Source organism: Curtobacterium sp. Csp2 (genome assembly GCF_013347165.1).
In genome coordinates this window covers 3,318,570-3,330,389 of sequence record NZ_CP054593.1, presented here as the reverse complement: position 1 = coordinate 3,330,389, position 11,820 = coordinate 3,318,570, and the positions used below count along the sequence as shown (strand labels likewise).

8 protein-coding genes are annotated in these 11,820 nt (G+C 71.0%); 4 read left to right on the top strand and 4 right to left on the bottom strand.

Annotated features, from left to right (window positions below; all coding sequences use genetic code 11):
* Positions 1–22 precede the first annotated feature (22 nt).
* Both HUN59_RS16175 and HUN59_RS16170 read left to right on the top strand, forming a co-directional pair.
* Positions 23–1,843: a DUF4012 domain-containing protein gene (locus HUN59_RS16175; protein ID WP_174778937.1), complete on the top strand. Its 1,821-nt coding sequence runs from the start codon at positions 23–25 to the stop codon at positions 1,841–1,843.
* 431 nt (positions 1,844–2,274) lie between these two features.
* The gene (locus tag HUN59_RS16170; protein ID WP_058742196.1) at positions 2,275–2,829 is read left to right on the top strand and encodes a hypothetical protein; all 555 of its coding nucleotides are present in this window, start codon (positions 2,275–2,277) and stop codon (positions 2,827–2,829) included.
* A 307-nt stretch (positions 2,830–3,136) separates the two neighbouring features.
* On the opposite strand, the gene HUN59_RS16165 is transcribed toward HUN59_RS16170, so the two are convergent.
* On the bottom strand, positions 3,137–3,997 hold the full coding sequence (locus HUN59_RS16165; RefSeq protein ID WP_174778936.1) for a VanZ family protein: 861 nt from the start codon (positions 3,995–3,997) through the stop codon (positions 3,137–3,139).
* A gap of 273 nt (positions 3,998–4,270) precedes the next feature.
* Between HUN59_RS16165 and HUN59_RS16160 the strand changes: the two genes are divergently transcribed.
* Together HUN59_RS16160 and HUN59_RS16155 are read left to right on the top strand one after the other, a co-directional pair.
* Positions 4,271–4,600, top strand: a complete 330-nt coding sequence (locus tag HUN59_RS16160; protein ID WP_058742194.1) for a hypothetical protein — start codon at positions 4,271–4,273, stop codon at positions 4,598–4,600.
* Between the two features lie 95 nt (positions 4,601–4,695).
* Positions 4,696–5,025 (top strand): hypothetical protein, encoded by a 330-nt coding sequence (locus HUN59_RS16155; RefSeq protein ID WP_058742193.1) that lies wholly within the window; start codon positions 4,696–4,698, stop codon positions 5,023–5,025.
* 82 nt (positions 5,026–5,107) lie between these two features.
* Here the strand turns inward: HUN59_RS16155 and HUN59_RS16150 are convergent, their stop codons facing one another.
* The 3 genes from HUN59_RS16150 to HUN59_RS16140 all read right to left on the bottom strand — a co-directional run bounded on the left by HUN59_RS16150 (position 5,108) and on the right by HUN59_RS16140 (position 11,705).
* Positions 5,108–10,126, bottom strand: a complete 5,019-nt coding sequence (locus tag HUN59_RS16150; RefSeq protein ID WP_174778935.1) for a beta strand repeat-containing protein — start codon at positions 10,124–10,126, stop codon at positions 5,108–5,110.
* Between the two features lie 81 nt (positions 10,127–10,207).
* Positions 10,208–10,996, bottom strand: a complete 789-nt coding sequence (locus tag HUN59_RS16145) for an SOS response-associated peptidase (protein WP_083519991.1) — start codon at positions 10,994–10,996, stop codon at positions 10,208–10,210.
* 40 nt (positions 10,997–11,036) lie between these two features.
* On the bottom strand, positions 11,037–11,705 hold the full coding sequence (locus HUN59_RS16140) for a hypothetical protein (RefSeq protein ID WP_174778934.1): 669 nt from the start codon (positions 11,703–11,705) through the stop codon (positions 11,037–11,039).
* Between the last annotated feature and the right edge of the window lie 115 nt (positions 11,706–11,820).

Below are 11,820 nucleotides of genomic sequence, written 5' to 3'. Positions count from 1 at the left end.
GAGGGACCGTAAGATTGTCCTCATGTCCGACCTGCCCGAGTCGCGACGCACTGCTGTACGCCGGGGGAACAGGGCCCGGATCGTGCTGTGGATCGTCTTGGCCATCGTCCTGCTCGTCATCCTCGCCGTCGCCTGGGTGGGGGTGCGCGGTGTGCTCGCGAAGGGCCACCTGGAGAACGCCGTCGCCGACGTCCAGACACTCCGGACACAGCTGACGGGTGGCGACACCGCGAGTGCGGAGAAGACGGCCGCGCACCTGGAGGACGAAGCCGGCGCGGCCCGCTCGTTGACCGGCGACCCGGTCTGGCGCGCTTCGGAGCACGTCCCGTTCTTCGGCACCAATCTGCGTGCGGTCCGTCAGATCGCCGGCGTCGTCGACGACGTGTCGCAGGGTGCGGTCAGCCCGGTCGCGAGCGTCGTCGGCAAGCTCGGCACCGACTCGTTCGCGCCGAAGAACGGCAAGGTCGACCTGCAGCCCCTCGCGCAGGCGCAGGCACCGGTGGCCAAGGCGACCGCGACGATCGACAAGGCCGTCAAGGACGCCGATGCGATCGACACCGCCAACACGCTGTCGCCGGTGACGTCCGCGGTCAACCAACTCAGGAACGCCCTGACGTCCGTGCACGGCCAGGTCGACACCGCGAACCGCGTGGTGCAGCTCGCCCCGGCGATGCTCGGCGCCGACGGCGACCGCCAGTACCTGCTGCTCTTCCAGAACAACGCCGAGCTGCGCGCCGGTGGCGGGATCCCCGGCGCTGTGGCGCTCCTCAACGTGAACGACGGCTCCGTCGCCTTCGGGGACCAGCGCTCGGGCTCCTCGTTCGGGCCCTACCCCGAGTCGGTGCTCCCGCTCGACGACGGCACGAAGGGACTCTACGGCGACATCACCGGGCAGTACATGCAAGACGTCACGCTCACCCCGCGCTTCGACGTCTCCGGCAAGCTCGCCCAGGCGATGTGGCAGCGCGAGACCGGGCAGCAGGTCAACGGCGTCATCGCCATCGACCCCGTGACCCTCGGCTACCTCCTCAAGGCCACCGGCCCCGTGCAGCTCGCGACCGGTGACACGCTCACGTCCGACAACGCCGTCAAGCTGCTCCTGAGCGAGGCGTACGCGAAGTACTCCGACCCGAAGGTGCAGGACGCGTTCTTCGCCTCGGCAGCCAGCGCGGTCTTCGAGAAGGTCTCGAGCGGCGGGTTCGACGCAAAGCAGTTCGTCGCCGCGCTGACGCAGTCGGCGGGGGAGGGACGGCTCCGCCTCTGGAGCGCCGACTCGTCCGAGGAACAGCTCATCGACGGCACGGCCGTCGCCGGCACGCTGCCGACCGCTGACCAGGAGACCCGGCAGTTCGGCGTCTACCTGAACGACGGCACCGGCTCGAAGATGGACTACTACCTGCAGAAGACGATCTCGGTGGGATCCTCGGTCTGCCGGAAGGACGGCCTGCCGACCTCCGCGGTCGAGGTCACGATCAAGAACACCGCGCCAGCCGACGCGGCCACCAGCCTGCCGGAGTACGTGACCGGCGGTGGCGCGTTCGACACCGAGCCCGGCAAGATCAAGACGCTCATCGCGGTCTACGCGCCGCAGAACGCGATCTTCCTCGGCGCCTCGCAGGACGGCAAGGCGGTCGGTGTGCAGACGGCGACCGACGACGGCCACCCGGTTGCGCAGCTGCGGACCGTCCTGGCGCCGGGCGAGAGTGCGACGTTCCGCGTCGCCTTCCTCGGGCAGGCCAAGAACGCGAAGGCCGGCACGGAGGTGCTGTCCACCCCGGGTGTCGAGCAGACGAAGACCCTGCCGCTGCGGTTCGACTGCGCCGCTCCGGTCCCGCAGGGCTAGCGCGAACCATAGGACTGCTGCGGGCGCCGAGGCGGCAGCTTCCGGCGTGTTGATCCGCCAAACGCGATCTGAGCCGACCCCAGATCGGGGGGTGCGACCTGCTTCCTGAGCACCACGACCGCGTTCGCACCCAGCGCTCAGCCGGTGGAGGCAAGCGCCGGACTTGATGCCCCATGCGACGTTGACCTGGGGTTTCGGGTGCCGAGGACTGTGTCGTGAGGGTGTGGGTGCCCTTGGTGTGACTCGTCCACCCAAGGTCTCGCCGCGTTACATTTCGCGAAACTTTCGGATCCGGTGGCAACAACCTGAGGATTCCCGCTAGATTGAGGGAACTTCGCCATAGCAACCGCGTGCACCACGTGGTTCGCGCGCGGTGCACGGGCTCTGGGTGTCAGGGTCTGATGGATCAGATCACTAGGGGAAACACTTCTATGAAGAAGCTCATCGCCGCTGCCGTCCTCGCGGGCGCAGCTTTCATCGCCATCCCGACCGCGGCCAACGCTGCTGGGTACACGCCGGACTCCGACGTGTCGGTCTCGGGTAGCTACACCGCCGGGGGCACGGCGACGGTCGCCTTCACGCCGGGCGCCTTCCAGGACAACGAGTCGGTCCGCGTGCAGGTCACCGGTGCCGGTGCGGTCACGCTCGGCGCCCTGCCGACCACGACCGTCTCGAAGGACTACACCGCGAACGCCGACGGCTCGCTCACCGTGCGCGTCACGTTCCCGGCCGGTGGCTCGGGCACGTACAACCTGACCGCGACGGGCGCGACCTCCGGTGTGACCGGCTTCGCGACCTTCACGATCGCCCCGGCCGGCGCGACCTCGGTCGCCGCCAACGGCAACACCGGCACCCCCGGTGAGCTCGCCTTCACGGGTGGCACCATCTCCACGCTCGGCCTCTGGGCTGCCGGTGGCGCCATCGTCCTCGGTGGTGGCCTGCTGGTCGTCCGCAAGTCGGTCCGTCGCCAGCGCGAGACCGTCTGAGCCTCGCTCGACTGACAGAACCCCCCGGCACCTCGGTGCCGGGGGTTCTTCTCGTCGTGGGACGAGTGGTCGTCAGGCGGGTGGTCGTCAGGCGACGAGCAACGCGATCGCCACGACGGCGACCACCGCCAGCGGCGCGGCGATCCACAACCACCACGGGAACATCGAGGGCGGATGGTAGGGGCGGCGTTCGGGTCGGGCCATGCGCTGACGGTAGGTCACGTTTGTTTCCGGCAGGGGCGCGCTCTGTGCTTCTTCAGTCGTCAGTGCCGAACTCGGACAGCATGCCCGATGCAACAACGACCGCTCAGGCCTGCCGCACCCGCCCCAGCACCACGACCCCCAGCAGCACCCCGAGCACGGCCCCCGAGGTGTTCGCGAGCACGTCGTCCACCGACGCGAACCGCGCCGGCAGGAACAGCGCCTGCGTCGTCTCGATCGCGCAGCTCACCAGGAAGCCGCCGAGCATCCCCACCCACCACCGCCGGGCGCCGAGCAGGAGCACGGCCAGGAACCCGAACGGCGCGAAGAACACCACGTTCGCCGTGAACTCGACCGCGCTGTACCCGAGCCACGACGGCGCCCCGAGTCGCTGCCCGGCCGCGAGGGCCCGCACGAGCCACGGGTGGATCCCGCCGTCGACCGGCGTCCCCCACGTCGCCACGAGCACCACCAGCAGCCCGTAGGCCCCCGCGATCGTCCACGCCACCCGCTTGCTCCGCACCGAGGCGTGCGCCGCCCGCTCCCGCGCGTGCACCGCCGCGTCGAGCAGGCTGCCGAGCAGCACCCCGACCAGTCCGGCGGTCGCGACGTCCCGGAAGCGGTCCCACCGTCCGTCGGCGTGCACCGCCGCGGCCGCGGCGAGCACCAGGACGAGCAGTCCGCTCACGTCCGCGCGCTGCCGCACACCACCCGGCCTGGAGGCACGCCCCACCACCGCGAGCAGCACCGGCACCGGGACGGTCACCACCGTCACGACCATCGCCATCGCGAAGCCCGGGTCGACGTCGAGGGTGCCGTGCCCGAGGGCGCGCAGCGCCGCGAGGGCGCGGCCCAGGGCGGACCGCAGCCCGTCCGCGGTGCCCGGCACGAGCAGGAGGGCGACCAGCAGTCCGACCGCCGCCCACAGCACGATCCGGACGGCGGTCGTCCTGCTCGCGGTGGTCACGGGAACCGACCGTACTGTGCCGCGCCTCCCGGCCGCTGGCGACCGTCCGACGGCCGCGACGTCCCCCGGGAAGTCGTTCATCCGCGAAACGAGTACCCCGTTTCGGGCCTGTACCCCGTTCTTGCGTCCCCCAACCCCGGATTTCCGGGGATACCCGATCGATCGCATTGGTGCGACCCGTGAATCGGCGGGCATCGCTGGCGCTGCCGACGGTCGGCCCCGTAGGTTTCTGATGTCAGCAGATGTACCCCGGATCGCGAAGGAGAGCGACAAATGAGCATCACCGTCACCACCGACAGCCGAGCCGAGGTCACGCTCGACACCGAGACCGTCGACGTCATCGCGATCCTCGAAGCGGAAGCCGAGCACGCCGGTCGTGCCGCCCGCGCGAAGACCACCTGGACGCAGGAAGACGACGGCGAGTGGATCGCCAACTACGGCGGCTACTTCGGCGGCACCGTCGACAAGCGCGACGGCCGTTACGTCGCCTCCGACACCTTCGGCCTGGTCGTCGGCGACTTCGCCACGCTCGAGGACGCCCAGGCCAAGCTCGCCGACCAGCTGCACGTCATGCTGCCGGCCGTCATCCGGCCGATCGACTAGTGCCTGGCGACCATCTCGGCCCGTCGTCGGACGGGCCCCGCGACAACACCACACTGCACGGATCCACCAGCACCACCATCACGAGGAGCACCACCATGAGCACGAGCGTCACCAGCAGCCACCAGGCCGAGGTGACCGTGGACACGGCGACCATCGAGGTCATCACCGGCATCGCTGCCGGGGTCGTGTCACCCGACGCACCGGCCCGGGCGCACGTCGTCTGGTCCGAAGCCGACACGGGGCTCTGGGCGGCGAACTACGGCGGGTACTACGGGGGAGTGGTCGACCAGCAGGGCGCGCACTTCTTCGTTTCGGACACCTACGGGCAGTACGTCGGGGACTTCCGGTCCCTGCACGAAGCCCAGGACCGTCTGGCGGAGCGGCTCCACGAGCTGCTGCCGGACGTGCGGCGGACGCTCGACTGAGCCGATCCGCACGCAACGGCGAAGGGCCGGGACACCATCTGGTGTCCCGGCCCTTCGCCGTTCTTGATCAGCTGGTTTCCGGTCAGCGCTCCTGTGCCGTGCGGCGGCGGTGCAGCAGGACCAGGCCGAGGCCGATCGCCATCAGGACGAACGAGGCGCCGAGGCCGGGCCACAGCACGTCGCTGCCGGTGAAGGCCAGACGGTCGCCGCTCGGGGTGGTGACGATGACGCCGCCGCCCTTCGCCGGGTTCTGCGTGATGCCGGGCACGACCGGGATCGTGACCGAGACCGCCGCGGTGGCGCGGCTGCCGTCCTCGCCGGCGACCGAGTACCGGATCGTGGCGGTCCCGGCGTAGCCGTCGACCGGGGTGAAGGTGACCGTGCCCGAGGGCTGGACCGTGAAGGTGCCCTCGCCGGCGATCGTCACGGTGTCGACGAGCTTGCCCGTCTTCGGGTCGACCAGACGGACCGATGCGGGGTCGATCGGCGCGGTGCCGGGGCCGTCGTTGCCGAGGACGTCGACGACGGTCGCGGTGCCGGGCTTGCCGTCACGGTGGTCCGCCTTCGCGGTCGGCGGGGTGCCGACGACCACGGTCATGACGGCGTCGCTCGTGCGCCCGTCGGTGTCCGTGATCCGGTAGTTCCCCTGCGTCGGACCCGAGAACCCCGGTTCCGGCGTGAAGGTCACGGTCCCGTCCGCGTCGTTCACCGACCAGACACCGTTCCGGGGCACCGCGATGCGGGACACCGAGGCGCCGGAGCCGTCGATCAGCCGGACGGTGGTCCGGACGATCGGCGTCGCGGCGTTCCCGGCGTCGTCGTTGCTCAGGACCGACATCGTCACCGGGGTGTCCATCGCGGTGCTCGCCCAGTCGTCGTGCGCGGCGGGCGCGACCGAGGTGACCGTGACGGTGATCGTCGCAGCAGCGGACACCCCGCCCGTGTCGGCGACCCGGTAGGTCACCGGCGCGGCAGCGCCACCGAAGCCCTGCGCCGGGGCGAACGTCACCTTCCCGGTCGCCGGGTCGACGGTGTAGGTGCCCTGGCCGGCGACGGTCAGCTGCTTGCCGTCCGTGCTGACCGCGGCGCCGTCCGGCTGGCCCGTCGCCGGGAACACCACGCTGGCGGGATCGAGCGGCGTGCCGTCCTCGACGCCGGGGCCGTCGTTGCTCAGGACCGTGATCGAGACCGGGGTGTTCTGCTCGGTCGTCGCGCTGTCGTCCTTCGCCGCCGGGCCGACCGGGGTGACCGTGGCGGTGATCGTCGCCGTGGCGGTGTGCCTGTCGACGTCGGCGACCTGGTAGGTCACCGGCGTCGCGGTGCCGCGGAACGTCGGCTCGGGCGTGAAGGTCACCGTGCCCGACTCCGGGTCGATCACGTACGTGCCCTGGCCGGGGACCACGAGCTGCTTCGCGCTCTCGGTGCCGACGGCGCCCGCGGGCTGGCCTGCAGCCGGGAAGACGACGCTCTCCGGGTCGAGCGGGGTCGCCGCGTTGCCGCCGTGGTCGTTGCCGAGCACGTCGATCGTCGCGGAGTCGCCCTGTGCGAGCGTGGCGGTGTCCGGCTCGGCGGTCGGCGAGACCGCGGTGACCGTGGTGGTCAGCTGACCGGTCGACGTCTGCCCGCCGGTGTCGCTCACCTGGTAGGTCACCGGGGTGGTGGTGCCGGAGAACCCGGGCGCCGGTGTGAACGTGACCACGCCCGTCTTCGGGTCGACCGTGTAGGTGCCCTCACCGGAGACGGTGAGCTGCTTGCCGTCGTCCGACACCGTGGCGCCGGTCGGCTGCCCGTCCTTCGGGAAGACGACGCTCGTCGGGTCGACGGGCGTGCCGCTCTTGACGCCGGGGCTGGCGGCACCGGCGACGTCGAAGGTCGCCGGGGTGTTCTGCGACGTGGTCGCGGTGGTGTCCTTCGCGACCTTCGGGCCGACCGGCTTCGCCGTCACGGTGATCGTCGCCGTGGCCGTCGTGCCGTCGGTGTCCGCGACCTGGTACGTCACCGGGGTGGCGGTGCCGCGGAACGTGGCCTCGGGCGTGAAGGTGACCTTGCCGGTGGTCGGGTCGATCGTGTACGTGCCCTCGCCGGGGACGGTCAGCTGCTTGCCGTCCGTGCTCGTCGTGCCCGTCTTGGTGCTGCGGAACGTCACGGTGGTGGGGTCGAGCGGGGTCTGGGCGTTGCCGGCGGTGTCGTTCGCCAGGACGTCGACGGTGGTCGCGCTGCCCTGGTCGGTCGTCGCGGTGTCGTCCTTCGCGGTCGGGCTGACGGCGCTGACCGTCACGCTGATCGTCGCGGTGCCCGTGGCCTTGCCGGTGTCGGCGACCTGGTAGGTCACCGGCGCGGTGGTGCCGGTGAAGCCCTGCGCCGGGGTGACGATGACCTTCCCGGTGGTCGGGTCGATCACGTACGTCGCCTGGCCGGGGACGGTGAGCTGCTTGCCGTCCGTCGACACGGTGGAACCGTTCGGCTGGCCGGAGGTCGGGAAGACCACGCTGGTCGGGTCGACCGGGGTGCCGTTCGCGACACCGGGCTGGTCGTTCGCGGTGACGTCCACGACGACCGGATCGTTCTGCTCGGTCTTCGCGGTGTCGTCCTTCGCCGCGGGGCCGACCGGGGTGACCGTCGCGGTGATCGTCGCCGACGCGGTGTGACCATCGACGTCGGCGACCTGGTAGGTCACGGGCGTCGCGGTACCGCGGAAGGTCGGCTCGGGGGTGAAGGTGACCTTCCCGGACTTCGGGTCGATCGCGTACGAGCCCTCGCCCGGGACGGTGAGCTGCTTCGTGCCGTTGCCGGGGAACGTCACGCTGGTGGGGTCGAGCGGGGTCGCCGCGTTGCCCGGGGTGTCGTTGCCGAGGACGTTGACCGTGGCCGTGTCGCCCTGCGCGAGGGTGACCGTGTCGTCCTTCGCGGTCGGGGTGACGGCCGTGACGGTGACGGTCAGCGTGCCGGTGCCGGTCGCGCCGCCGGTGTCACCGACCTGGTAGGAGACGGGGGTGGTGGTGCCGGTGAAGCCCTGCGCCGGGGTGAACGTGATCTTCCCGGTGGTCGGGTCGGCGGTGTACGTGCCCTGGCCCGGGACGGTCAGCTGGCGGCCGTCGGTGCTCGTGGTGGCGCCGGCCGGCTGGCCCGTGGTCGGGAAGGTGACCTTCGTCGGGTCGACGGGGGTGCCGCCCTGCACGCCCGGGGCGGCGTCGCTGACGACGTCGACCGTGGTCGGGGTGTTCTGCTGGGTCGTGGCGGTCTCGTTCTTCGCCGTCGGGCCGACCGCAGCGACCTGCACCGTGATCGTCGCCGTGGACGTCGCGCCGTCGGCGTCGGCGACCTGGTACGACACGGGCGAGGTGGTGCCGCGGAACGCGGGGTCCGGGGTGAACGTGACCTTCCCGGTGCTCGGGTCGATCGTGTACGTGCCCTCGCCGGGGACCGTCAGCTGCTTGCCGTCGGTGGAGACCTGCGCGCCCTTCGGCTGGCCGGAGGTCGGGAAGACGACGCTCGAGGCGACGGTGCCGCCCTGGTCGTTCGCCAGGACGTCGACCGTGACGGCCGTGCCCTGGGTGGTCTTCGCGGTGTCGGGCTGCGCGTTCCCCTTGTACGTCACGGCGATCTGGCCGGAGGTCTGGTTGCCGCGGGTGTCGTCGACCGTGTACGTGACCGGGGTCGGGTTCTTCGTCGAGCCGCTCTCCGGCGTGAAGGTGACCTTGCCGGACTGCGGGTCGACGGTCCAGGTGCCCTCACCGGGGACGGTGAGCTGCTTGCCGCCGTTCGACACGGTCGAGTCCGGCGTGTTCGGGGTCAGGGTGACGGTGGTCGGGTCGATGGAGCCCTGCGAGCCCACGAGCGGGTCGACGGTCACCGGCTGGCCGGGTGCGTTGCCCGTCGACGAGGTGTTCGTCACGGTCGGCTTGAGCGGGTTCGAGAAGACGCACTGCACGTCGCCGCCGGCGGCGGGGACGGTGAACGTCGCCGAGGTGCCCGTGCCCTGCTTGACGACCGAGCCGTCGACCAGGTTGATGCACTTGTACGTCGTGTCGTAGGCGTTCGGGTCGGTCGTGGTGTTCCCGGGGGTCTGGTCGACCGTGTAGCTCTGGCCGGGCAGCAGGATGATCGGGCCCACCGTGACGGTGTCCTTGCCGGTCGACGTTGTCGCGCTCACCGGGGTCGGGATGTCACCGCCGCTGATGGTCGTCGTGAGCTGGTCGCTCGGCTTCGCGCGACCGTCGGTGAAGCCGCCCTGCGACTGGCCGGTCGACGGCACCGCGTTCGACGCCATGTCGGTGATCGAGACGCCGACGGTCTTGGTGTCGACGGTCTTGCCGTTCACCGGGTTGACCTTGAGGAACGAGTTCGTGCCGTTCCCCGCGATGTAGAGGTAGCCGTCGTCGCCGAAGGCCAGCGAGTTGAGGATCGGGGTGTTGGTGATCAGCGGACCGACCGCGGTCGCCGTCGTGTTGCCACCGCCGAGGTCGGATGCGTTGACGCGGTAGAGCTGTGCGGTGTTCGAGTTGTTGTTCGCGCCCGAGCTGGACACGAAGTACAGGTTGCCCTGCCGGTCGAACGCCAGGTCGCCACTGCCGCCGGGTGCTCCCGCCGCGGAGACGGTGACCGGGGTGGTGGAGATCTTGTTGGTCGCCGGGTCGTACGAGTCGAAGAGGAACTTGCCGTTGGTCTGACCACCGAAGAAGTACTGCTGCGTCTTCGGGTTGACACCGCCCATGGTGGTTCCGACCGCGGCGCCGGTCGAACGCTGCGTCGACTCCCAGGTGTTCGTCGACGCGGTGTACTCGCGGACCGTCGCACTGTCGGTCATGTAGAGCTTGTCGCCGTCGGCGGAGATGCCGAGCTGGTTGAAGCTGCCGTTGTTCGCCGGACCGGTCGGGGCGGTCAGGACGGTCGTCGCCGTCCCGGTCGTCCGGTCGATCGTCACGACGTTCGACGACGAGCTCTGGACGGCGTAGAGCTTCGACGCGTCGAAGGCCGGGGCCGCGAACGCGGCGTGCGGCAACAGGAGCGCGGCGCTCCCTGCGACGAGTGTCGTTGCGACGGATCCGGCGACCAGCCGGAGGGTTCGACGGCGCGGTCGAGCGCGGTGCAAGGAGGGCACGGGTGTCCTTCGGGAAGAGCGGTCGTGTCGGGTACACGGCCGTTCATCACGTTATTGGGGACACCGGTTCCCAGCTGCGACTCAGACGGGGGGTTTCTTGTCCCCAAAGAGGGGGACCGGTTCGTCCGCTCGGTCGGCTCGGCGCACGGGGTCGATGAGCTGCGGGCCCTCGTTCCGCACGCTGTTGACCGCCCGCGAGACCTCGTACTGCTCGAGCCCCGCTGCGACCGCGAGCGACTCGTGGTCGAGCAGTGCGAGCAGGTCGTCCGTGCCCAGGCTGCCGTCGAGCCAGTCGTCGTAGCCGTCCGGGGTCAGGAACGCCGGCATCCGGTCGTGGACCTCGCCCGGGGCCACGTGCGCGTCCCGGGTGATGATCGCCAGGGACAGCCGCCACTTGTCCGGGTCGTCCTCGGGCTTGGTCGGGTCCGGCCAGGCGCTGACCACCCCGGCCATCGCCAGGGCGCCGCCGGGCTCGTGCACGAAGTGCGGCTCCTTGCCGTCCTCGCGCACCACCCACTCGTAGTACCCGAGCGCGGGGACGATGCACCGGTTCGTCGCGAACGCCCGCTTGAACATCCCGCTCGTCGCGACCGTCTCGATCCGGGCGTTGATCGGCTTCGGGCGCTGCTTCTGGAAGTCCTTCGCCCAGCTCGGCACGAAGCCCCAGCTGATCTGCGGGAGCTCGCGCTGCCCGTGCCGCTGCCGGACGGCGTACACGGGGTCCGTCGGGGCGACGTTCCAGCTCGGGGCGAGGCCGGCGTGCACCTCGCCTGTCTCCTGGTCGACGTGCTCGGTGCGCGCGGCGAGCTCACCGACGAGCTCGGGCAGCAGATCGGCCGTGGTGTCGGAGACGACGAACCTTCCACACATGCGCCCAGTGTGCCCGCCCGGACCGACACCCGGCCGGCGGTCACTCCCCGGGCAGGCCCAGCTTCGAGCCGCTCGGGTCCCGACGCCACTGCGGCCGCTGCTCCGGGGCCGCGGGCGGCGTCGCGAGGGCGTCCCGCCGTGCCCGTTCGGATCGTCCGATCCGGAGCACCATGTCGGGCAGTGTGAAGAGGTACACGAACGGCCACAGGACCGCGAACACCTGAGCGCGTCCTGTCGTGAGCACCACGGCTGCGCCGATCGCCACGGCGAGCAGCAGCGGGGCGAGCCGGGTCAGCCGGCGCACCAGGCCGCGCTGCAGCAGGGGCACGTCGTTCAGGATCGCCTCGCGGTGCTCCGGGTACACCGGGCGCCGGACGCGGTCCAGGTAGGGGCGGACCTCCCACCGGACCGCCAACGCAGTGTTCGGCCGGACCTGCCGTCCGTTGATCCGCAGCTCCGGGCCGACCTCGCGCGCCGTGGGGCAGCAGGCGTAGACGAGCAGGAACACGCTGGCCGTCACGGCCGCGACCACGAGCCCCGGCCGCAGGCTCCCCGTCCCGGCCCAACCGTTCACCAGGTGCAGGGCGACGAGCGCGCCGAGCACCACGGCAGCGACGGCACCGGCGATCCACAGGGCACGGCGGACCCGCGCGAGGTCGACGACCTGGCCGAGGAGCCCCCGCATCACCTGCCACCCGAGCCGCAACACTCCTCACTCTTACCCCCACGCCCTGCGTGCGCGGACGTGCTGCGCCCTCGGAACGCCCTCGCCTCACTCGTGCACCGCCTTCGATGGAGCAGAAGACGTCCTGTCTCTTATACAC